We start from the raw sequence: 21,005 nt of genomic DNA on the forward strand, positions 1-21,005 counted from the left end.
CGCGTCCGTATCACGCGAGGGCGATTCGAACCCCGGCAGTCGCAGCGCGCACAGCGACCGCAGGGAGCGAGCACGACCGTCTGGCTCCGGTTCGAATCCGCCCGAGCCCATGAGTTCCTGCAAGCGACAGCGAGCAGCGGTCAGCGCCGCATGAACTCCGAAAGCCGATCGGTGAGGCCGCCACCGCCGAGTTTGAGGTAGTACGCCGCACCGCCGTCCTCGTAGTAGTTTTCGATATGGCGTTTGATCTCGAAGCCGATGTGTTCGTAGAAATCGATGGCGACCTCGTTGGTCGCGCGGGCGTGACAGGTCACGGAGTCGTGTTCGTCGGCGACGGTCGCCATGAGTTTGCGACCGAACCCTTCGCCGCGGTGGGCGGGATCGACCGCGAGAAAGAGCACGTAACCGTCGCGGCGAACGGCAGCAAACCCGATGAGATCGTCCGCCTCCGAGTCGTGTTCGCTGCCGTGGACGCCCGCGAACAGGAGATGGACGGTCGCGCGACGATAGGCGTTGGCGAAAAAGCCGTGGCGTTGTTTGAGTACGGCGTCCTCGCGACGAATGCGCTCTTTCAGCTCCCACGCGGCGTCGACGTGCTCGTCGCTGCCCGCCTCAACGACACGTTTCGTGACATCGACGCTCACTGCAGACCGGTAGCGGGCGCATCGATATAATTCCACCGCCCGTGCATGCACAACGCTTTCGCGTGGGGCTCCAGTCAGGCGAGGGTATGTCCGATGTCGATGCCGCTGCGACGACCGCACCGGGGACGAACGCGGGAGTTCGCGAAACGCTCCGCGAGTGGGTGATCACTGGGGCCGCGCTCACGATCCCGTTTCTCATCACGGTGATGGTGCTCGCGTTCGTGTTGAACTTCGTCAGCGACCTCCTCACGCCGATCGTCGGTGTCGCGAGATATTTCGGGCTCGTCAGCCCGATGGTGGTGATGGCGCGCTCGCTCGGCCTCGGGCCGGAGTTCGGCTCCGTGCTCATCGAACTCGGGACGGTTCTCGTGCTGGTGGCGATCATCCTCGGCGTCGGGATCGTCGCCACCCACACTTCTTCCGACCGCGAGTTCTCGAAGCTCTTTCACACCGCAATGGAAGCGATTCCGGGGGTTGGATCGGTCTACACCAGCTTCCGGCGGATGAGCGACGTGTTGATCGAGAGCGACACGTCGAGCTTTCAGGAGGTGAAGCTCATCGAGTTCCCGAACGAAGGGACCTACTCCTTCGCGTTCGTGACCGCCGAACCGCCCGCCTCGGTCGACGATGCCGCACGCCACGACGACCTCCGAACGCTGTTCATGCCGCTCGCGCCGAACCCCGTGATGGGAGGGTTCCTGATCCACGTCCCAGCGGAGCAGATCTACGACGTGGATCTCACTGTCGAGGAGGCCGTCAGCGCGATCGTCACCAGCGGCGTCGCGATCGGCGACACCGACGACGCGACGAGTCTCTCGGCCGACGAACTCGCCGCGCTCGGGCGGTACGGCGGTGCCGGGCCTGCCAGTTCGGAGAGCACCGAACCGACCGAGCCCACCGATACCGAGGAGGCGATCGTGGGTGCGACGGACGGTGCCGAACCGGCGATCAGCAAGACTAACGACGGAACGGCCCGGAACGAGGAGTCGTGACGTTCGAACTCCGGGAACACACGGCCGACGTCGCGGTCGCCGCCGACGGCTCTAGCCTCGACGGAGCCTTCGCGGCGGTCGCCGACGGACTGGCGGCGGCGATGTGCGAGTCGGTTCCGGCGGACGGCGCGCGTTTCGATCTCACCGCGTCGGCCGAAAACCGGGAGGCGCTGCTCTACGAGTACCTCGCGGAACTCATCTACCAACGCGACGTGAGGGGCGTTCTGCCGGTCGACAACCAGGCGACGATCCGACACGACGGCGGTGCGCAAGAGGCGGACGCCTGGCAGCTCGACGCGAGCGCACGTGGCGTCCCGCTCGAAACCGTCGACGCGCGGGAGGTGAAGGCAGTCACGTACTCCGAAATGCGCATCGAACGGACCGCCGACGGCTGGCGAGCCTACGTCGTGTTCGACGTGTAGTGTGAGCCGAGCGGCCCGGGAGACGAAACCCTCTCGGGCAACGCCGGAGTAGGCCTCGGTATGGACACCTACGACGCCGACGGGATCACGCTCGAACGAGTGGAGGAGTACGTCTGGGAGATCCCCCAAGAAGGGGAGATGAACGCGCCCGCACGGGTGCTCGCGAGCGAGGCGCTGCTGGACGAGATTTCGGACGACATGACGCTCGAACAGCTCAAGAACTCGACGCACCTTCCCGGTGTGCAAAAGTACGCGATCTGCATGCCCGACGGCCACCAGGGCTACGGTTTCCCGGTTGGCGGGGTCGCAGGAATCGACGCCGAGAACGGATGTATCTCGCCCGGAGCGGTGGGATTCGACATCAACTGCGGCGTCCGGATGATGACGACGAATCTGACCTACGCAGACGTCGAGGGCCACGAGGAAGAGCTGGTCGAGTCGCTGTTCGCGAACATCCCCTCGGGACTCGGCGGCGGTGGCGTGGTCGAGTCGGGCATCGACACCGTGGAGGCCATCCTCGAACGGGGAATGGACTGGGCGCTCGAAGAGGGCTACGCCGTCGAGGACGACCTCGCACACTGCGAGGACGAGGGTCGCCGACCGGACGCCGATCCAGGCGTGGTCTCACAGAAGGCGAAAGACCGCGGGAAGAACCAGATCGGGAGTCTCGGCTCGGGCAACCACTTCCTCGAAGTCCAGCGCGTGACCGACGTCTTCCGGGAGGACGTGGCGGATGCGTACGGCCTCACCGAGGACCAGATCGTGGTGTTGATCCACTGCGGGAGCCGGGGGCTGGGTCACCAGGTCTGTACCGAGTACACCCGCGAGGTTGAACAGGCCCATCCTGGGCTGCTCGATCGACTCCCGGACAAGGAGCTCGCGGCCGCACCCGCCGGGAGCCAACTCGCCGAGGAGTACTACGGCGCGATGTGTGCCGCGATCAACTACGCGTGGGTCAACCGCCAGCTCATCATGCACCGCACGCGCGAGGTGTTCGAGCGCGTCTTCGATCGCTCGTGGGAAGACATGGAGATGGATCTTCTCTATGACGTCGCGCACAACATCGCGAAGAAAGAGATTCACGATGTGGAGGGGGAGGAACGCGAACTGTACGTCCACCGGAAGGGCGCGACGCGGGCGTTCCCGGCCGGCCATCCGGAAGTCCCGAGCGCGTACCGCGACGTCGGCCAGCCCGTCATCATTCCGGGGAGCATGGGCGCGGGGAGCTACGTCCTCCGTGGCGGCGAGGCGTCGCTCGAAACGACGTTCGGCTCGACGGCCCACGGCGCGGGTCGGACGATGAGTCGGACTCAGGCGAAAAACGAGTTCTGGGGCGAGGACGTCCAGGACGACTTGGAAGAACAGAAGGTGTACGTGAAGGCCCAGAGCGGCGCGACGGTGGCCGAGGAGGCACCGGGCGTCTACAAGGATGTCGACGAGGTGGTGCGGGTCTCCGACGAGTTGGGAATCGGCGACACGGTCGCGCGGACGTTCCCGGTCTGCAACATCAAGGGCTGAACGGCCAATCGCGCTCGGGAACGTCGCCCGCTTCGAGCGTCGGTCGCTGGATTCGCCCGTCACGTTCGGGATCGAGGCCAGTTTCGCGCGCGTACTCCACGACTGCTTCGTACTGGAGTCCGTAGCTCGCAACGACGTCGTCCGGTCCGAACGCCGGAAACAGATCGTCGTTCGCGACGAAGAACTCGGTAGTCGCGATCTCATACGTCGTGTTCGGATCCACCGGAGACCCATCGACGCGCGCCTTTTGAAGCTCGTTCTTCGCATCGTCCCAGACGAGTTCCGCACCGCTCACGTGACTGAAGTGCCAGCGTGGCAGGCCGTCGGCGGCTCTCGCGAGCGCAGCGTGTCGAAGCGTTGCCAGCAGGTCCTTGCCATCGATCGTCAGCACTACGAGATCCGCACCGTACGGCGTGACGCCGACGAGATCGAAGGCCGTCACGTCCCCCGTGAGTGGCGGCTGTCGGCGAAATCCACCACCCGAATTGAGACCAATGGCCGCTCCCGTCCGCCATCGATAGGCATCCACGATCAGATTCCCGATCCTGCTCTCGCCGCGCTTGCAGGCCTGCAGATCGCAGACGATCGGTTCTTCGACAGTACCGACGACCTCCGTGAGTCCCGCTGTGTCCATCCGGTCGCGAAGCGTCGCCGTGATATCCGTATCGAGTGGGCCATCGGTGACTGTGTGATGAGTCGCCCGCGGCCGATCGCCATCGAACGAGACTTCGAGGAGGTATCGACCCGTTCCGCCTGGCCGACAGACGAGCGTCCCATCGATGCGTTCGACCAGCGCCTCGTGATCGTGGCCGCCGAGCACGACGTCCACATTCACCATCCGGGCGAGTTCGGTGTCGTCGCCGAGGTGAGAAATCACGACGATCCGATCGACGTTCTCGTCCTGGAGCGCATCGACGCCCGTCTCGACCGCCTGAATCGCGTCAGTGAACCGAACGTCGGCTGCGTTCGGATTGATCGTGGCGGTCTCAGGGTGAGTGACGCCGACGATACCGACCCGACGATCCCCTGCCTCGACGACGGTCCACGGGATGGCACCCTCGGCTGCCGCGAACCGTTCGCCGTTCTGGAAGGCGTTCGCACACACCCACGGCTGTGGCGAGTCGTCGACGACCGACAGCAAGGCGTCCGAGCCGTGGTCGAAGTCGTGGTTACCGAAGGTGTCAACGTCGGGATCGACCGCCTGGAAGAAATCGAGCGCCTGTCGTCCCTGCGTCACGAGCGAGAGCACGCCGGGTCCGGTGTTGTCGCCGGCTCCCGTGACCACCGTCTCCTCGTCACGCAGGTGGTCGACGAGACCGGCGAGTCGCCCGATCCGTTCGGGATCGTCGTAGGCGTTCTCGATATCGGCGTAATGGAGGAGACGAAGCGACACACCGGGGGAGACAGCAGCGGCGAACAAAGGCGTTCGGGCTACCGAAGAAAATCGAACGAAACGTCGGCCGGCGTCGTGCGCGCGTCGACCTCGCGGCCCAACTCGTATTTCACGAAGTTCAGATAGAACACCTCGCCGCAGCCCTCACCGTCGGTTTCGCTCGCCCCGCAGACGATCTCGACGCCGTCGCTTTCCTCGAACTCCTCGTACGGGGCGGCGTACTCCCAGTCGTCGAGCCCGAACGGCGTGACCGATTTGTCAGCGAGAGAAGCGTTGCGGTCGAGGGTGACGACCGCATCGCAGCGCGGGCAGGTGTACCGGACGGCGACCATATTGGCTGGTGGGACCGATCGCATATAGCTCCGGTGTCCCCGGCAGTAGTGGTGTGGTGGTGGTGGTGCGGTGGTAGCGGTGTGGTGGCGGTGCGGCGGCGGTTCCTGGTGGATGAAGGGCGAGGCCCGCGGAGCGGGCCGAGGGCTTCGGCGGTGCGGTAGTAGTTGCGGAAAGCGCCAGTGATTTCACCGCGAGTGAGCGGAGCGAACGAGCGGGTGTTTTTGGTCCAGATTTTTGCGAGGAGTGGTTCGCGCGAAGCGCGAACCCGACGAAGTAAAAAGGTGGAGGGGAAGGGCTTTCACCGCGACCCGACACATGGGGGGTATGATCGACGAGACGGTCGAGGAGATCCGAGAGATGCGGACCCACTCCTCCTCTGTGGTCGCCGTCAAGGCCGCCCACGCGCTCGAAACGCTGACCGAGCGGGAGTTCCGGAGCCTCGACGACTATCTCCGGGACGTCGAGCGCAACGCGACCGCACTCCGCCAGGCCAATCCCTCTCACGCCTCGCTCCAGAACACACAGCGCGAGATCGTCGACAGCGTAATGGACGCGGATCCCGCGGACATCGACGCCGCGAAAGCCCGCACCAGCGAGGCGATCCGCACCGTGATCGAGCGGGTCGAGATGGCCAAACGTCGGGCCGCGGAGTACGGCGCAGCCGCGATCGAGGACGGGATGACCGTCTTGACCCACGATTACTCCTCCACAGTGTTGGAGGCGATCGAGCTCGCGGCGCGCGACGGGGCCGCGATCGAAGTGTACGTGACCGAGGCGCGTCCGCGCTATCTCGGGCGCAAAAGCGCGCGCCCCCTCGCGGGGATCGACCGGGTCGAGCCACATCTGATCGTCGACAGCGCCTGTGGCCACTTCCTCTCCGAGTGCGACCGCGCTCTCTTCGGGATGGACTGCATCGTCGGTGACACCCNCCCTCGCGGGGATCGACCGGGTCGAGCCACATCTGATCGTCGACAGCGCCTGTGGCCACTTCCTCTCCGAGTGCGACCGCGCTCTCTTCGGGATGGACTGCATCGTCGGTGACACCCTCTACAACCGGGTCGGGACCTTCCCGATCGCCGCGACCGCCGCGGCCTGTGACGTCCCCGTCACCGTGATCGGTTCGGGGGCGAAGATCATCGACGACGGGTTCGTCTTCGAGAACGAGTTCCGATCGAGCAGTGAAGTGATGCGCGAACCGGCCGAGGGGTTTCGGCTCGAAAACCCCGCTTACGACGCGACACCCACCGAGCTGCTCGATTCGGTCATCACCGACGAGGGGATGGGCGCGCTCGACTGACTACGCGATCGCGAGCCGGGCGGGCCGACGAGCGATGACTGCGCCACACTCGGGGCAGATGTAGGCGGCGCGGTCGCGATCGTCGTCGGTCGTGTGTTCGACGCGCCAGTCGCCATCGATCGTGCTCTCGTGGCCGCAGTCCGGGCAGTACAACGTCGTTTTTCTCCGGGTGCCGCCGTCCGGCGGTGGCCGGCGTTCCGATCGGGTCATGACCGACGGTACGGCTGCGACGAATATACGTCTGGCGAAGAGTTCCCTCAGATGAACTATTTCGCCAATCAATGGGGCAGAATGGTGAACGGAATCGAGCGATCGGTGCGGTGCGTGCCGGGGCGGTGCGTGTCGGGGCGGCGCGCTATCTGAACATCTGGTCGTCGTAGCGGTGGTCTTCGGTCGATTCGACGTGTTCGGCGAGGCTCTCGTAGTGCTGGCGGACCTCCTCCGCGAACGAGCGCAGTGGGCCGGCGTCGACACCGAGATCGTAGATCGCGTCGGCGGTTTCGAGCAGTCTCGCGGCGGCCTCGGCGTCGGGTGCGAGCGGATGCACGGGCGTCGTGAGCACGCAGGCGTCGAGCGACGAGTCGATGCCACGGGCCATGAGCGTCCCGTTGATACCATCGAGGAAGCCGTTGCCCATCGGCTGGGCGTCGACGCCGTCGAGCCGTCGCTCGCGGTACGCCTCGGTGGCGACGTAGAACGACCGGTGTTCGTCGGGCCCGTGGGCCATCGGCACCCCCGAGAGCACCGTGGTCTCCGTAACCCCGTTCGCCTCCGTCCATTCGAGAACCGACTCGGCCAGCGCGGCGGCGGCCGGCAGCGGGACGAACAGCTCACCGACCAACACCGTGAGATCGAGATCGGGGCGGGAGAACAGGCGGGTGTGGTGACGCGCTACGCCGTCGGAAAACGGGGTGATCGCCGGAAGTCGATCGGCGGTGATGTGGCCCGTCTGTTCGAGATCGAGCTGATCGACCAGCGAGTCGGCGGCGGTGAGGCCGGCCATTCCGAACTCCGCGAAGCCCGCGAGCAGCGTCTCCGGTGGCTCCGCGTCGTGGACCACGTCGAACGTCGCGTCGGGACTGGTCCGGGTCGTTTCGGCCATGCTTCGATCCACGACCGGCGGGTGCTTAGTCGTTTCCTGGTCGATAGCCGCGCCATGAATCGCGATTTTGGGGGTGGACGCGGTCGCGGGGCAGTGGTGGCGGTGCGGTTGCGGTACCTGGCGGATGAAGGTCGAGGCGCTCGCGGCTTCGCCGCTCGCTCGTTCCGAGGTCGTTCGAGAGGCGCGGAGCGCTCCTCGTGATGACGAGACGCCGAAGGCACCTCGAACCATGCTCGCTTCGCTTGCACCTCGCGGCCGAGGGCTTCGGCGGTGCGGAGGCGGTTGCCGTGTGGTCGCGGTAAGCGCTAGTGGCTCCACCGCGAGCGACCGGAGGGAGCGAGCGGGGGTTTTTGATCCACATTTTTGCGAGGGGTTGAGCGCCCGAGCGGAGCGAGGGCGCGACGCCCCGAAGTAAAAAGGTGGGTCGGAATCCTTTTTCCCGCCGCCGGTGAGCGAAGCGTATGGAGTCGGCACGCGTGGCGTGGGGCGTCACGCAGGCATTGCAGGTCGGCACGCAACCGAACGGCACGCCCGAGAACGGAACCATAGAGAACAGTACCGGCGAGGTCGTCGAGACCGCGACTCGGGTGCTGCCCGAGTGGCTTCCCCAGTGGACGGTGCAGGTAGGGCTGGCGCTGTTGGTGCTCGGGATCGCGTGGTACGGGTCGAAACTCTTCGTCAGACTGATCGGCCGTCGTGTTGCGCGGCGCTTCCGCCGACCCAGCGTCACCCGGGCAGTACTCCGCACGATCCGCGTCGTCGTCATGTTCTTTGGGGTGCTCACGGCGGCGGCGATCCTCGGGGTCGGTCTCAGCAACATTCTGCTGTCGGTGACGGTGCTCACAGCCGCGACTGCCGTCGTGATCTCACCGATTCTCGGCAGCATCATCAGCGGCCTGTTCGTGCTCTCCGATCAGTCGTACGAGATCGGCGACATGATCGAACTCACCGACACTGACGATACTATCCGTGGCTTCGTCGAGGACATCACTTTCCAGTACACCAAGATATTCACCCTCGACAACACTTTCTTGGTGATCCCGAACGGAACGATCCGCGACCGCGACGTCATCAACTACTCCGCCGAAGACCCGCGAACGAGGCTCTCGCTCGATATTCTCGTGACCTACGAGGGCGACCTCGCACAAGCTCGGGATCTGATCGAGCGCGCGGCGCGGGACGTCGACACCGTGATCCGGGGCGGACCGGACATCCGGATCGGCAGCGCGCGCTATCCCGCTGCACCGACGTGTTACATCAACGAGTACGCCGACAGCGGCGTGCTTCTGACGCTGCGGTACTGGGTCCGGGAGCCGTACAAACTCCTGACTGTGCGTTCGGCGGTGCAGGAAAACGTCTGGGAGCGACTCGACGGAACCGACGTCGAGTTCGCCTATCCGCACACGAAGGTCGTTTTCGACGATTCCAATGGCCCGTCCACACCGCGCGACGGCCCACAGTTCGACTACCGGCGAAGGTGAGAGGGAGCTGACTTATCCGGAGCGCGGCGCGGCGACGACGTGACAGTCGAGCTGGTCGCCAAGATACTGCGCGACGTCCGGCTCGTCGGTGATCCGGCGAACCATCCGTCGCCACCGACCGGCCTGCTTTCGACCGATCACGACCACGTCGGCGTCCTCGGTGGCGACTTCGTCGAGGATGGTCTCCTCGACGAGAAAGCCGGTGCGGACGGCGTACCGCGTCCGGTCGAGCGGACCGAACGTCGCTTCGACCGCGTGCTTGAGATCGGCCTGCGTGACCCGCTGATTCGACTGATAGAGATCGACGTGGAGCACCGAGAGGGCAGCGTCGCGTTCGTCGGCGACCGCGATCGCGGTTTCGAGCGTGCGCCGGGAGTGTTCGCTCAGCGGATACCGGACGGGCACGACGACCTGCGTCATCGATTGCTCGTAGCGGAGCGAGTCGCCTGAAGCTTTTCATTTCTCTATCGTGTCGGTGCGCGTCGAGCGACCGATCGCAGCAACCTCAGTGCACTGGACCCAGTACGCACTTGTCCGGCGCGGCCCACCGTCGATCATGGACGCGAAAACGACCGCCGACGGCCGACGGCTCTACGTCGACCACGAGGCGGCCGAACGCGGGTCGAAAGGGCCGTTTTTCGTGGCGTACACGAGCGAGACCGACGACTCGCGGTGGGGGTACTACTGCGCGAACTGCGGCGCGTTCGACAACGCGATGGATGCGATGGGCCGACTCAAATGCAACGTGTGCGCCAACATCAAGAAACCGGACGAGTGGGACGCAGCCCACGAGTAGCGAACGAACTAGAGAGTACATTGGGGGAGGAACACTTATTGCGTGACGTGTTGTATCCTCCGACGAATGGGGGTTGTTACCACGCCACCGACCGAAGCGGCCCGATCGATCTTCACCGATCTCGGCTACACCGTCTCCGGAAGCGGCTGCGAGTTCAGCGCCGAGCGAAAGTGGCGCGTCGTCGACGTTACTGCCGCCGACGAGTCGACGGAACTGCCCGAGTCGGGCGATCTGCGGTGTTTCGTCGCCCGAGAGGACACCGCACGTGACCTCCGCGAGCGACTGCTCGCGACCAAACCCGACTACGACTGGGCGGTCATCGGTGTCGATACTGCCGGCGAGTACGAGGTGCTCCACCCCTCGCTCGGCCCCGCACTCGTCGCCTGAGGCTGTCGGGCTACAACAGCACCGCCGGGCTACAGCCCGCGTCGCACCGCAGCGAGCCCGGCGTCGGGATCGATATCGGCATCCTGGGCCGCGAGCGCGTCGCCGAGTGCCGCCACGAGCGCGAGGACGTTCGCCGGCCGTGCGGAGTGGCCCATACACCCCACTCGAAGCACGTCGCCAGCGAGATCGCCGAGCCCGCCCGCGACCTCGATCCCGTGCTCGGAGAGCAGGTGATCGATGACTGCCGTGTCGTCGACGCCGTCGGGAAGGGCGACGGTGTTCAGGCTCGGAAGCCACGACTCGCTCGCGAGCCCGAGCCCCATCGCTTCGACGCCGTCCCGCAGCGCACCCGCGACCCGCTCGTGGCGCTCCCAGCGTGCTTCGATCCCCTCTTCTGCCACCAGTCGAAGCGCCTCGCGGAGCGCGTAGACGTTGGTGATCGGCGCGGTGTGGTGGTACGCACGCTCCTCGCCCCAGTAGTCCGCGAGCAGGGAGAGGTCGAGATACCACGATCGAACCGGGGCGTCGCGGCTCGTGACCTTCTCGACCGCGCGTTCGGAGAGAGTGAGCGGGCTCGCGCCCGGCGGCGCGGAGAGGCACTTCTGGGTGGCCGAGTACGCCGCGTCGATCCCCCACTCGTCGACCCGAAGCTCGACCCCGCCGAGCGACGTCACCGTGTCCGCGATCGTGAGCGCGCCGTGGTCGTGGGCGATCTCGGTGAGCGCCGGCACGTCGGGCTGAAGCACGCCGGTGCTGGTCTCGGCGTGGACGAACCCCACCACGTCGGGATCGTGGGTCTCGCACGCCGCGGCGACGTCGTCCGGATCGAGCGGTGCACCCCACGGCGCACTGACCCGTTCGACCGTCCCGCCGGCCCGACGGACCATCGACGCCATCCGATCACCGAAGTAGCCGTTGTCCGGAACCAGAACCGTGTCGTCGGGCTCGGTGAGGTTCGCGATCGCGCTCTCCATCGCGGCCGATCCCGTGCCGCTCACCGGGATGGTGAACTCGTTGTCGGTCCGAAAGGTGTATCGAAGCAGCTCCTGAACCTCGTCCATCAGATCGACGAAGGCCGGGTCGAGATGGCCGACCAGGGGCGTGCTCATCGCTCGCCGCACGCGCGGGTGGACCTCACTCGGACCGGGTCCCATCAACGTTCGATCCGGTGGCGTGAGTTCACCGGCTTCGGGCGGCTCCATACCGCTGTCCGGGGGGCTTCGGGCAAAAGGATGGGGGAATCGGCACGACTCGTTCTCCAGGACTGTCGATGGACGACCGAGCGCGGGGCGGGAGTGCGTCGCGTACCCACGAGTAATTTAATACTGTTGGCACTCTTCGTCGAACCATGTTCGTCGGCCACGGACTGCTGGCGTTCGCATTCGTCGCAGCGGGTGCGCGCTGGACCGGGCAATCGCGCGAGCACGCGCTCGCGCTCGCCATAGCGGCCGGCGCGTTCGCTACTCTGCCCGATGTCGACATCCTCTATGCGCCGATCGGCCTGGTGACCTCTGGCGCGCTCGGCGTCGAGGGGTTCTGGGCCGCCGGCAACGTCGTCCACCGTGCGGTCACCCACTCTCTCGTCGTCGCGCCGATCGCGGCGATCGCGTTTCGCTACTGGAGCCGGGCGGAGCGATCGACGGCCGCACCGGCGGTGGACGCGGCGCGAGCCTCGGACTGGTCGACGGCTGTGACTGCCGATCGTGCTGTGGCTGTCGTGCTCCTCGCAGGCCTCACCGTGGTTTCCGGGGTCGTCAGCGGTCCGCTCGGCGCGTTCGTCATGGTCGTGTTCGGCCTCGTGGGCTGTGGCGTGACGACGGTGGCGGTTCGACGTGGCGACCTCTCCCCGAAAGCAGTGCTGCTCGTTGCGGCGTTCGGGCTGGCGAGCCACCCGTTCGGTGATCTGGTCACCGGCGGGCCGCCGCAGTTGCTCTACCCGTTCGACCTCGGCCTGTTGACCCAGCGTATCAGCCTCGCCGCCGACCCGACGCTGCATCTGTTCGGCGCGTTCTGGCTCGAACTCGCCACGCTCTGGCTCGCACTCGTGGTCTACACCACACTCACCGACCGCCGGGTACGGGACGCGATTCACGGCCGGGCGGCGCTCGGTGTGGCCTACGCGGCGGCCGTGCTCGCCGTTCCCGCACCGACGCTCGCATCGTCGTACGAGTTCGTCTTCAGCGTACTCGCGGTCGGAATCGTCGGTCCCGTGCCGCTCGTGCGACGGCGGTGGCGCGCGTGGCGACGGACACACCGACCAGCCAGCGAGTACGGTGCGCTCACGGCGGCGCTCACCGGCCTCACGGCGATCACGCTCGCGTCGGTCGGCTATGCGATCGCCTACGCCGTGCTCTGAGGACGGCAGTCTTTATCCCCCGGGCGACGAACGAGGGGCTATGTCGCGGGCGGACATCGGTCGAATCGTCGAAAGCGAGCGCTCGAACGCGAGACTCGGGTGGGTGCTGATCGCGTTCATCGCGGTGGTCGCGGCAGCGAACCTGCTTGAGGGCGATCTCCTCGGAGCAGGGTTCGCGGCGAGCATCGTGGCTCTCGTTTCGTTTCCCTCGATCGCGTTCGGCTCCCCACGAGCGATGTTGCCGTGGGAGGTGCTCGCGGTCGTCACGCTGCCGATGATCGGCCGTACGATCGCCCCGCCGATGATCGCCGAAGTCGCCACGTACCTCGGCGTGGCAGCGATCGCACTGGTGATCGCGGTCGAGCTCCATCTCTTTACGACCGTCGAGATGAGCTACCGCTTCGCCGTGGTTTTCGTCGTGATCACCACGATCGCGACCGCCGGGATCTGGGCGGTCACGCGCTGGATCGCCGATCTCATCCTCGGCACTGGCTTTCTGGTGTCCGAGGACGCGCTGATGTGGGAGTTCGTCGCCTCGACCGTCGCCGGGATCGGTGCTGGGATCGTTTTCGAGTGGTACGTTCGCCGGCGGCTCGACCCCGCGCGGTTCGCCGGAGGCGTCGAATGAACCTTCGCGATCGAATCGGGATCACCGAGCGCCGCCAGCGCCAGGTCACGTGGGCGATGGAGGTCGGACTGATCGGGATGTTCTTCATCGGGCTCGATCGCGGGACCACGGGGATCGTGATCAACACCGGCATCGCGTTGCTCGTGACCCGGCTCCCTTCGGTGCTCGAACGCGACTACGAGATTCCGATGGATCCGGGGCTCACCCTCTGGATCACGAGCGCGGTGTTCCTCCATGCGTTCGGGACCGTCGGTTTGCCGGGATCGCCGCTCACGCCTTACCAGTCGGTGTGGTGGTACGACCACCTCACTCACGGGCTGTCGGCGTCGGTGGTTGCGGCGGTGGGCTACGCTGCCGTCCGCGCGCTCGACGTTCACAGCGACGAGGTGTCCTATCCGGCGGAGTTCACGGTCGTGTTCGTCTTCCTGTTCGTGCTCGCGTTCGGCGTGCTCTGGGAGGTGATCGAGTTCACGGTCGCGGAGCTCGCCGCGGTACTCGGGACCGGAAACGTCCTCACCCAGTACGGGCTCGAAGACACGATGCTCGATCTCATTTTCGACACCGTCGGCGCGGCGGTGGTCGCGATTTGGGGTGGTGCACGCCTGAGTGGGGTCGTGACCGCGCTCGCCGATCGCTTCGACGCCGCGAGGCGTAGTACCGAGCGATAGAGGAGGTCATCGACCGCCGGGAGCCGCGGTTTTATGATTCTGCCGGGCGAACCGGGCGACGCACATGGTGTACAAGAAGATCACGCTGATCGGGACGAGCGACGAAGGGTTCGATGCGGCCGTCGACGAGGCCGTCGACCGGGCGGAGGACACCCTCGACAACGTAAAATGGGCCAACGCCGAGAACCTCGGGGTCGAGATCGCGAACGCCGACGGCCGGGAGTATCAGGCCGAGGTCGAGGTCGCGTTCGAGCTCGACGGGTAGTCTGGCGGCGGAGCGGTTGCGGGTGCGGTGCTGTGCGGAGCGGTGGCCGTGAGCGCGCCCGAGCGCGACAGCGCCGGGCGCGCGAGCATGGGGAAGGGCAGGGCCTCAGCGCGTGCGAACGGGCACGAAGCGCCCGTGAGCAGACGCGACAGCGCGGGTCGCGCAATGCGGTCCTGGTGTCCTGACGAGCGGAGCGAGTCAGGGCTTGGAAGAGCTCTGCTCTTCCAGTGGACATGAAAAGGGCGAGGAACCGCCGCCAGGCGTCCGGCCGACCGTAGGGAGGCCGGATGCGCGGGCCGGTGGCCCGCGCAGTTCCGAGGGCTTTCAGGTGCGCCAGTAGGCAGGGGTGAGCAACACGAGCACCGGCAGAATTTCGAGGCGGCCGATCCACATCAGAAACGTCAGCAGGAGCTTCGACGTGGCCGGAAACCCGAGGTAGCTGTTCATCGGGCCAACCACGCCGAAGCCGGGCCCGACGTTGCCGAGGGTTGCGGCGACGGCGCTCATCGACTCGAACGCGGTCACCTGATAGCCGACCCGCCACGCGTCGGCGACCACCAGCATCGTGGCGACGAAAAAGAAGACGAGATACAGCAGGGTGAACGCGTAGATCCCTCTGAGGGCACGTTCGTCGATGACCCGCCCACCGAGTCGGACCGGCGAGACCGCCTCGGGATGCACAGTCGTGAACAGTTCGCGGCGGAGGGATTTGACGATCACCACCCACCGGACGATCTTGATCGCGCCACCGGTCGAGCCCGCGGAGCCACCGACGAACATCGCGAACAGGAGGAGGTATTTGGCCGGCGCGCCCCATGTGTTGAAGTCCATGCTGGCGTAGCCAGTCGTCGTGACGATCGAGACGATCTGGAACGCCGCGTGACGCACCGAATCCTCGAGTGCGCCGACGATCGGCGGGACGGCCGACGGGTTCGCGCTGATCCCGATGCCGGTGAACAGGAGCCCCGCGATCACGGCCGTCAGCACGCCGATGACGCCGGCGTACGACCGAAACTCGGTGTCCCGAAACAGACGCTCGGGTTCGCCGTTCAGCACGTGCCAGAACAGCGCGAAGTTCGTCCCGGCGGCGATCATGAACGGGATGATGACCCACTGGACCGCCGCGGAGAACGCCTCGATCGACCGTGCTTCCGGCGAGAATCCCCCAGTTGGCATCGTCGTGAGCGGATGCGAGACGGCGTTGAAGAGGTCCATGTTGGGGGCGAGCCCACCGAGATGGAGGCCGTAGAGGAGCAGCATCTCCAGGAGCGTGAAGCCGAGATACGCGAGCCAGAGGACGCGCGCGGTCTCGGCGATGCGTGGCGTGAGCTTCTGAATACCGGGGCCCGGCGCTTCGGCGTCCATCAACTGCGCGCCACCGACCGAGAGTTCGGGGAGGATCGCGACCGCGAGCACGACGATCCCCATCCCGCCGAGCCACTGGGTGAGCTGTCGCCAGAGCATGATGGCGTGGGAGTGACGATCGAGCGAGATATCGCCCATCACGGTCGCTCCCGTGGTGGTGAAGCCGCTCATCGACTCGAACAGCGCGTTCGTGGGCTGGGCGAGCGTCGACTCGGTGCCGAGGAAGCCCGCGAGGAGGTAGGGAATCGTCCCGACGATCGCGACCAGAAGCCACGTGAGCGCGACCATCAGGAAGCCCTCGCGCGCGCCGAGGTCGGGGTCGGGATCGACGCGTTCGAGCGCGACGCCGATCGCGACGGTGATGGCGAACGCGGCGGCGAACGTGGGTGCGTCGGCCCCGTAGTACAGACCCACGGCGAGCGGCACGAGCAACACTCCGGAGAGGTATTTGACGACCGTTCCGACGAGGCCGACGCTCGCCCGCCAGTCGACGTGCGACCAGCTCACCGCTCCCACCCCGAGGTCACGTTCGGTCCGGCGACTGTCGATCGGATCAATCTATCGCTCTCGATCCCCACGACCGCCGACGACTGCCTACGACCGCCAGAAGGCAGTCGTGAAGAGAACGAGAACGGGAACGATCTCGATGCGGCCGATCCACATCAGAACGATCATGACGAGCTTCGTCGAGACGGGAAACGCCTCGTAGCTCCCGTAGGGTCCCGCAAGCCCGAACGCCGGCCCGATGTTGAGAAACGTCGAGGCTGCCGCTCCCATCGCCTCGAACTCGCCGAGCGCCAGGCCGACCCGCGCAGCGTCCACGATCACGAACACCGTCAGAAACCCGAAGATCACGACGCTCACCAGAGTGTAGGTGTACACGTCGCGGATCGTGCTCTCGTCGATCGGCCGGCCGGAGAGGCGGATCGGTCGGATGGCCTCCGGGTGGATCGCGGTGAAGAGGTCGCGGCGGAACGCCTTGGCGACGACGAGCCACCGGAGCGTCTTGATCGAGCAGGTGGTGCTGCCGGCCATTCCGCCGACGAACATCCCGACGAGGAGGATGTGGCGCGCAAGTGTTGGCCATGTGTCGAAGTCGACGGTCGCGTAGCCCGTCGTCGTGAAAATCGAGACGGCCTGGAAGACGGCGTGGCGAAGGGTGTCGAGTCCCGAGAACCCCTCCTCGAACGCCAGCGCCGCCACGATGAGGGCCGTCGCGCCGGCGAGGATCGTGAGGTAGAAGCGAAACTCCTCGCTCTCGCGGAGCCGCGAGGGGTCGCCACGCGCGAGGTAGTACAGCAGGACGAAGTTGGTCGCACCGACGATCATGAAGAGGATCACGACCCACTGTACGGCCGGGGAGAACGCGCCGATGCTCGCCGCCTCGGGCGAGAAACCGGCGGTTGAGACGGTCGTGAGCGCGTGAGCAACCGCGTTGTAGGGCCCCATGTTCGGGGCGAGTCCCACGACCCGGAGTCCGAGCAACACGAGCACCAGCAGCGCCGTCAGCCCGACGTACAGTCCGCCGAGCAGGCGTGCGGTGCCGGCGATGCTGGGTGTGAGTTTCGTGACGTTTCTGGTTTGGGTCTCGGTCTCCATCAGCTGTGCGCCGCTGACCGAGAGCCGCGAGAGCAGCCCGACCGCGAGCACGAGGATGCCGAGCCCGCCGAGCCACTGGAGGACGCTCCGCCACAACAGGATCGAGCGCGAGTGGGCCTCGAACGACTGGATGACCGTCGCTCCCGTGGTGGTGATCCCGCTCATCGACTCGAACAGCGCGTTCACTGGAGTCGCGAGAACGCCCGTGTCGGCGAGAACAAATGGGATCGCTCCGACGAGCGCGACCGACAGCCACGAGAGCGCCACCAGCAAGAACGCCTCTCGTGGACCCGTATCGCCGCGTTCGAGCCGCTCCAACCCTTTACCGACGACGACCGAGGGCACGAGCGGGACGGCGAACGGAACGGGGGATTCGCCGTAACCGAGCGCGACCACCGTGAGGACGGAGAGCGGCCACGCGAGTCCCTTCAGCACGGTGCCGAGGAGGCTCGCGGTCGTCCGGAGATCGACCCGGACGGCCATCAAATCTGGCTGGCGACGGTGTCGATGGCGTCGCTCTCGGCGAACACGACGACGTGATCGCCGACCTCTACCACTGTGTCACCTCGCGGCGTGACGAACTCGCCGTCCCGCGTGATCGCGCCGATGGTCACCCTCGTCGGGAGGTCGGCGGCGGACTCGTGGATCGGGCGGCCGGCGAGTACGCTGTCGTCGCTGATCTCGATTTCGAGCACCTCCGCGCGGTCACGATCGACGATCGCGACGTTTTCGGGGGTGCCATCGTGTGCGAGCCGGATGATCTCCTCGGCGGTCGCCTCGCGTGGGTTGACTGCCGCGCCGACACCCACCGCCTCGAAGAGATCGGTGTATTCGGCGGTCTCGACCAGCGCGACCGTTCGTGGAACCCCGATCCGGGTGGCGAGCAGGCTGGCGAGCAGGTTCTTCTCGTCGCTGCCGAGCGCCGCGATCACCACGTCGGCATCGTCGACGTGTTCGCGCTGGAGGAACTCCTGGTCAGTTGCGTCGCTCTGCATCACCGTGGTGCCGGCGAGCTGCTCCGCGAGTTCGCGGGCACGATCGGGATCGCGCTCGATGAGTCGCGGGTGGAGCCCGCGGTCTTCGAGCAATCGTGCGGCCTCGACGGCGATCTCGCTGCCGCCGACGATCACGATGTCCTTGCCGTCCTCGTCCCGGCCAGGCGCGAGATCGCTCGCGAACGTGCGCGTGTTCTCGGGGCTCCCGATCACGATCAACTCGTCGTCGACCTCGATCGTCGTCTCCCCCTTTGGAATCACGACGTCGCCGTCCCGCAGCATCGCCGCGAAGGTGAGTTCGGTGAAGTGATCCGCCTCGGCCACCGTCCGGCCCGCGACGGGGCTGCCCTCGGGCACGCAGAACTCCGCCATCATCACGCGGCCCTCGGCGAACACGTCGACGTCCCGAGCGGCGGGCAGCCCGATGACACGGACCATCGTCTCGGCCGCCAGCAGGTTGGTACACACCATGAAGTCGACGCCGAACGCGCCGCCGGCCTCCTGCCACGTGTCGAGGTAGTTGGTCCGCTTCACTCGCGCGACGGTGAACGCGTCGCTCGCGGTCTTCGCCGTCGCACACGCCACGATGTTGGTTTCGTCGTTGTCGGTGCTCGCGATCAGGAGGTCCGCCGCTTCGATCTCGGCCTCCCGGAGCGTCGACAGCGACGCACCGTCGCCCTCGATGGCGAGTACGTCGAGCGAGTACGTCAGCGCGTCGACCCGCTCTGCGTCCGCGTCGATCACCACGACCTCGTGGCCAGCGTCGAGACTCGCAGCGATGGAGGAACCGACCTGCCCCGCACCGATGATGACTACTCGCACGTGTACCGCCCTCGAACCATACCGACAGTTCTCCGGGCCGGGTAAGTGGATTTCCCTTCGCTACCGTTGAGCCGTAGCCGTGGTCACGCACACGTCGCGGGTCGCACGGTCCGAGGCTCGTTCTCGGGTGAGTCTATTCGCGGTACTCGTCGGTCACGTCCTCGAGCTCCACGGCCCCTTCGGGCACTCGATAGGCGGTGACGACGGAGCGGTCGGCGTCCGGCGAGTTCACCGTCTTGTCGACCGCATACCCCACGTACGTACAGTCATCGCGTGTGAACTCGACCACCGAGTAGCCCCAGTTGTGGCTGTCGAAAAAGTCGATATGAGGGTTCATCGCCGTGACCAGCCACGTCAGCAACGGCTCGGTGAGCCTGCCGCGCCAGCCCCGCGTGAGGCGGAGCGCCTCGGCGATGTTCAACGATGTGACGGCGGGCGTCATGAACTCGACGCCGATCCGATCGCCCCGTGCGACACCCTCACCGCCCGAGACTCGCCCCGGATAGGAGGTCTGTTGGTACGCCGCCACGTAGCAGTGCATGTCGCCGGTGAGCGTCACGTAGTTGTCGACGTCGGCAGCCCCGATCGACTCCGTGATCCGCTGGCGTTCGCGCGTGTAGCCGTCCCACCCGCCCTGGACCGGATAGATCGACAGCGGCCCGGAGCCCAGTCTGAGGGGGACCGTCAGCACCTCGTCTGCCCAGACCGTCCACGTCGACGTCGATTCGGTGATCGTGTCGATGAGCCACTCGCGCTGTTGCTCGCCAAGCATCGTCCGTCCGGGCGGTTCGTACTGCGGACCGACGTTGTCCACCGTTGGAATCGCTTCCCGTGGGGGGTCGCGAAACAGGCGTTCGTCGGTCATCACGAGCGTCACGAGGTCGCCGAACGCGAACGAGCGCCACAATCGAAAACGCTCCTGGAGCGAGTCCCCGTTCGGATCGTACTCCACGCGAGCGGGCATGTACTCCCACCACGCGTGCATTGCGTCGGCGACGAGGTCGGTCATGAACGCGGGATCGTCGGCCCGTGGGTGATCGCCCGCCGGCGCGTCCCGCCGGTCGTCCCAATAGAGGTCGTTGACGAACTCGTGATCGTCCCAGCTGGCGATCAGGGTATGGGATTCGAGTGCTTCCTGATAGAACTCGTCCGAGCGATACTTGCGATAGAGATAGCGGTAATCATCCAAGTCCTGTACCCGGTCGTGGCCGCTCGGGAACGACGTCTCGCGGTCGTACTCGTCGGTGTCAGGGCCGCTGAAGTGGCCGTCGTCGGATTCGTAGATGGAGTCGCCGACGTGGACGAGGAAGTCGACGTCCTCCTCGGCAACGTGGTGGAGGGCGGGATAGTAGCCGTTCTGGTAGTTCTGACACGCGAGCACGCCGAGCCGGAGCGAGTCGGGCGAGTCGTCAGGCCGGGGAAGCGTTTGACACTGACCGGTCTTCGACGCCACCCCGTCGTAGACGAACCGGTAGTGGTACGCCTGGTTCGGGGCGAGATGGCCATCGAGATCGACGTTCACCGTGTGGTCGTGCGCGCGGATTCGGCGGTCGTCGTCGGTGACACCGCTGTACACGATGTCCTCGAACGCCGCGTCGGTGGCGACCTGCACCGCCAGGGATGCAGCAGCGTCGAAGGCGTCGGGTGCGATGCGCGTCCAGAGGATGACGCCCGTCGGCGTCGGTCCGCCGCTCGCGATCGACTGGGGGAACGTCTCGGCCGGATCGGCCTGTGGATCGAAATCGAAGACCGACGCATCGCTCGTCTCGGAGGGTGCCACCGCGGTCGCGAGGTCGTGCGAGTCGAGCGTCGACAGCAACGCCGAGTGGTCGTCCGCTCCGCGCGAGGGTTCGTCTCGCCCGCCGATACCCGCGTCGTTCGCCATGACCGACAGTCGAAAGCGAAGCGCATCCGCGTTGTGGTTGGCTCGCCCGAGACGATG

General features: G+C 66.3%; 21 protein-coding genes and 2 pseudogenes. 12 read left to right on the plus strand and 11 right to left on the minus strand.

The annotated features are described in order from the left end of the window. Nucleotides 1–140: 140 nt before the first annotated feature. Nucleotides 141–644, minus strand: a complete 504-nt coding sequence (locus C450_RS17120) for a GNAT family N-acetyltransferase (protein WP_005045561.1) — start codon at nt 642–644, stop codon at nt 141–143. 86 nt (nt 645–730) lie between these two features. Here C450_RS17120 and C450_RS17125 point away from each other — a divergent pair, with 86 nt between their 5' ends. Genes C450_RS17125 through C450_RS17135 form a run of 3 tightly spaced genes read left to right on the plus strand, consistent with a single transcriptional unit; the run spans nt 731 to nt 3,576 of the window. Continuing rightward, the gene (locus C450_RS17125; protein ID WP_005045562.1) at nt 731–1,636 is read left to right on the plus strand and encodes a DUF502 domain-containing protein; all 906 of its coding nucleotides are present in this window, start codon (nt 731–733) and stop codon (nt 1,634–1,636) included. Beyond that, complete coding sequence (locus C450_RS17130) at nt 1,633–2,058, plus strand: archease (protein WP_005045563.1); 426 nt, start codon at nt 1,633–1,635, stop codon at nt 2,056–2,058. The genes C450_RS17125 and C450_RS17130 overlap by 4 nt, the downstream gene beginning before the upstream one ends. A gap of 60 nt (nt 2,059–2,118) precedes the next feature. Beyond that, nucleotides 2,119–3,576 carry an RtcB family protein gene (locus C450_RS17135; protein ID WP_005045564.1) on the plus strand — a complete coding sequence of 486 codons (1,458 nt, stop codon included), beginning with the start codon at nt 2,119–2,121 and terminating at the stop codon, nt 3,574–3,576. Here the strand turns inward: C450_RS17135 and C450_RS17140 are convergent. Beyond that, on the minus strand, nt 3,566–4,969 hold the full coding sequence (locus C450_RS17140) for a bifunctional metallophosphatase/5'-nucleotidase (RefSeq protein ID WP_049910364.1): 1,404 nt from the start codon (nt 4,967–4,969) through the stop codon (nt 3,566–3,568). The genes C450_RS17135 and C450_RS17140 overlap by 11 nt on opposite strands. A 38-nt stretch (nt 4,970–5,007) precedes the next feature. After that, nucleotides 5,008–5,301: a hypothetical protein gene (locus C450_RS17145; protein WP_005045566.1), complete on the minus strand. Its 294-nt coding sequence runs from the start codon at nt 5,299–5,301 to the stop codon at nt 5,008–5,010. Nucleotides 5,302–5,626: 325 nt separating this feature from the next. Between C450_RS17145 and C450_RS23025 the strand changes: the two are divergent. Beyond that, a pseudogene (locus tag C450_RS23025) lies at nt 5,627–6,199 on the plus strand (translation initiation factor eIF-2B); the annotation flags it as partial. Between the two features lie 34 nt (nt 6,200–6,233). Then, nucleotides 6,234–6,599: pseudogene (locus tag C450_RS23275) on the plus strand (translation initiation factor eIF-2B); the annotation flags it as partial. On the opposite strand, the gene C450_RS23280 reads toward C450_RS23275, so the two are convergent. Both C450_RS23280 and C450_RS17165 read right to left on the minus strand, forming a co-directional pair. Then, entirely contained in the window at nt 6,600–7,073 is a 474-nt protein-coding gene (locus tag C450_RS23280; RefSeq protein ID WP_273834940.1) for a phage terminase large subunit family protein, read from the minus strand. Continuing rightward, complete coding sequence (locus tag C450_RS17165) at nt 6,955–7,701, minus strand: proteasome assembly chaperone family protein (RefSeq protein ID WP_005045568.1); 747 nt, start codon at nt 7,699–7,701, stop codon at nt 6,955–6,957. The genes C450_RS23280 and C450_RS17165 overlap by 119 nt, the downstream gene beginning before the upstream one ends. Before the next feature lie 461 nt (nt 7,702–8,162). Here C450_RS17165 and C450_RS17170 point away from each other — a divergent pair, with 461 nt between their 5' ends. Further along, nucleotides 8,163–9,182 (plus strand): mechanosensitive ion channel family protein, encoded by a 1,020-nt coding sequence (locus C450_RS17170; RefSeq protein ID WP_005045569.1) that lies wholly within the window; start codon nt 8,163–8,165, stop codon nt 9,180–9,182. 12 nt (nt 9,183–9,194) lie between these two features. Here C450_RS17170 and C450_RS17175 read toward each other — a convergent pair whose 3' ends face one another. After that, the gene (locus C450_RS17175; RefSeq protein WP_005045570.1) at nt 9,195–9,602 is read right to left on the minus strand and encodes a universal stress protein; all 408 of its coding nucleotides are present in this window, start codon (nt 9,600–9,602) and stop codon (nt 9,195–9,197) included. Between the two features lie 136 nt (nt 9,603–9,738). Between C450_RS17175 and C450_RS17180 the strand changes: the two genes are divergently transcribed. Together C450_RS17180 and C450_RS17185 are read left to right on the plus strand one after the other, a co-directional pair. Further along, on the plus strand, nt 9,739–9,978 hold the full coding sequence (locus C450_RS17180) for a DUF5816 domain-containing protein (RefSeq protein ID WP_005045571.1): 240 nt from the start codon (nt 9,739–9,741) through the stop codon (nt 9,976–9,978). A gap of 66 nt (nt 9,979–10,044) precedes the next feature. Continuing rightward, on the plus strand, nt 10,045–10,365 hold the full coding sequence (locus C450_RS17185) for a DUF7116 family protein (protein WP_005045572.1): 321 nt from the start codon (nt 10,045–10,047) through the stop codon (nt 10,363–10,365). A 29-nt stretch (nt 10,366–10,394) separates the two neighbouring features. On the opposite strand, the gene C450_RS17190 is transcribed toward C450_RS17185, so the two are convergent. Then, nucleotides 10,395–11,567 (minus strand): pyridoxal-phosphate-dependent aminotransferase family protein, encoded by a 1,173-nt coding sequence (locus C450_RS17190; RefSeq protein WP_005045573.1) that lies wholly within the window; start codon nt 11,565–11,567, stop codon nt 10,395–10,397. 146 nt (nt 11,568–11,713) lie between these two features. Between C450_RS17190 and C450_RS17195 the strand changes: the two genes are divergently transcribed. From C450_RS17195 to C450_RS17210, 4 genes are all read left to right on the plus strand, one after another. After that, entirely contained in the window at nt 11,714–12,721 is a 1,008-nt protein-coding gene (locus C450_RS17195; RefSeq protein WP_005045574.1) for a metal-dependent hydrolase, read from the plus strand. 40 nt (nt 12,722–12,761) lie between these two features. Then, nucleotides 12,762–13,349 (plus strand): hypothetical protein, encoded by a 588-nt coding sequence (locus tag C450_RS17200; protein ID WP_005045575.1) that lies wholly within the window; start codon nt 12,762–12,764, stop codon nt 13,347–13,349. Next, nucleotides 13,346–14,017, plus strand: coding sequence for a hypothetical protein (locus C450_RS17205; RefSeq protein ID WP_005045576.1), 672 nt, complete (start codon nt 13,346–13,348; stop codon nt 14,015–14,017). Before C450_RS17200 ends, C450_RS17205 begins: the two co-directional genes overlap by 4 nt. Before the next feature lie 64 nt (nt 14,018–14,081). Next, the gene (locus tag C450_RS17210; RefSeq protein ID WP_005045578.1) at nt 14,082–14,282 is read left to right on the plus strand and encodes a dodecin; all 201 of its coding nucleotides are present in this window, start codon (nt 14,082–14,084) and stop codon (nt 14,280–14,282) included. A 324-nt stretch (nt 14,283–14,606) separates the two neighbouring features. Here the strand turns inward: C450_RS17210 and C450_RS17215 are convergent, their stop codons facing one another. The 4 genes from C450_RS17215 to C450_RS17230 form a co-directional block, all read right to left on the minus strand. Then, nucleotides 14,607–16,163 carry a TrkH family potassium uptake protein gene (locus C450_RS17215; RefSeq protein ID WP_005045580.1) on the minus strand — a complete coding sequence of 519 codons (1,557 nt, stop codon included), beginning with the start codon at nt 16,161–16,163 and terminating at the stop codon, nt 14,607–14,609. Nucleotides 16,164–16,241: 78 nt separating this feature from the next. Beyond that, nucleotides 16,242–17,729 (minus strand): TrkH family potassium uptake protein, encoded by a 1,488-nt coding sequence (locus C450_RS17220; protein ID WP_005045581.1) that lies wholly within the window; start codon nt 17,727–17,729, stop codon nt 16,242–16,244. Further along, nucleotides 17,729–19,063 carry a Trk system potassium transporter TrkA gene (gene trkA / locus C450_RS17225; protein ID WP_005045582.1) on the minus strand — a complete coding sequence of 445 codons (1,335 nt, stop codon included), beginning with the start codon at nt 19,061–19,063 and terminating at the stop codon, nt 17,729–17,731. Before trkA ends, C450_RS17220 begins: the two co-directional genes overlap by 1 nt. Before the next feature lie 133 nt (nt 19,064–19,196). Continuing rightward, nucleotides 19,197–20,948 (minus strand): alkaline phosphatase D family protein, encoded by a 1,752-nt coding sequence (locus tag C450_RS17230; protein WP_005045583.1) that lies wholly within the window; start codon nt 20,946–20,948, stop codon nt 19,197–19,199. Between the last annotated feature and the right edge of the window lie 57 nt (nt 20,949–21,005).

The sequence above is a fragment of the Halococcus salifodinae DSM 8989 genome, assembly GCF_000336935.1.
GTDB classification, from domain to species: Archaea; Halobacteriota; Halobacteria; order Halobacteriales; family Halococcaceae; genus Halococcus; species Halococcus salifodinae.

Bases quoted from the DNA above. Each gene is read 5' to 3' on its own strand.
- C450_RS17135 (WP_005045564.1), top strand. From the start codon at position 2,119: ATGGACACCTACGACGCCGACGGGATCACGCTCGAACGAGTGGAGGAG.
- C450_RS17185 (WP_005045572.1), top strand. From the start codon at position 10,045: ATGGGGGTTGTTACCACGCCACCGACCGAAGCGGCCCGATCGATCTTC.
- C450_RS17175 (WP_005045570.1), bottom strand. From the start codon at position 9,602: ATGACGCAGGTCGTCGTGCCCGTCCGGTATCCGCTGAGCGAACACTCC.
- C450_RS17180 (WP_005045571.1), top strand. From the start codon at position 9,739: ATGGACGCGAAAACGACCGCCGACGGCCGACGGCTCTACGTCGACCAC.
- C450_RS17220 (WP_005045581.1), bottom strand. From the start codon at position 17,729: ATGGCCGTCCGGGTCGATCTCCGGACGACCGCGAGCCTCCTCGGCACC.
- C450_RS17195 (WP_005045574.1), top strand. From the start codon at position 11,714: ATGTTCGTCGGCCACGGACTGCTGGCGTTCGCATTCGTCGCAGCGGGT.
- C450_RS17205 (WP_005045576.1), top strand. From the start codon at position 13,346: ATGAACCTTCGCGATCGAATCGGGATCACCGAGCGCCGCCAGCGCCAG.
- C450_RS17230 (WP_005045583.1), bottom strand. From the start codon at position 20,948: ATGGCGAACGACGCGGGTATCGGCGGGCGAGACGAACCCTCGCGCGGA.
- C450_RS17125 (WP_005045562.1), top strand. From the start codon at position 731: ATGTCCGATGTCGATGCCGCTGCGACGACCGCACCGGGGACGAACGCG.
- C450_RS17200 (WP_005045575.1), top strand. From the start codon at position 12,762: ATGTCGCGGGCGGACATCGGTCGAATCGTCGAAAGCGAGCGCTCGAAC.
- C450_RS17210 (WP_005045578.1), top strand. From the start codon at position 14,082: ATGGTGTACAAGAAGATCACGCTGATCGGGACGAGCGACGAAGGGTTC.
- C450_RS17170 (WP_005045569.1), top strand. From the start codon at position 8,163: ATGGAGTCGGCACGCGTGGCGTGGGGCGTCACGCAGGCATTGCAGGTC.
- C450_RS17165 (WP_005045568.1), bottom strand. From the start codon at position 7,701: ATGGCCGAAACGACCCGGACCAGTCCCGACGCGACGTTCGACGTGGTC.
- C450_RS17190 (WP_005045573.1), bottom strand. From the start codon at position 11,567: ATGGAGCCGCCCGAAGCCGGTGAACTCACGCCACCGGATCGAACGTTG.
- C450_RS17145 (WP_005045566.1), bottom strand. From the start codon at position 5,301: ATGGTCGCCGTCCGGTACACCTGCCCGCGCTGCGATGCGGTCGTCACC.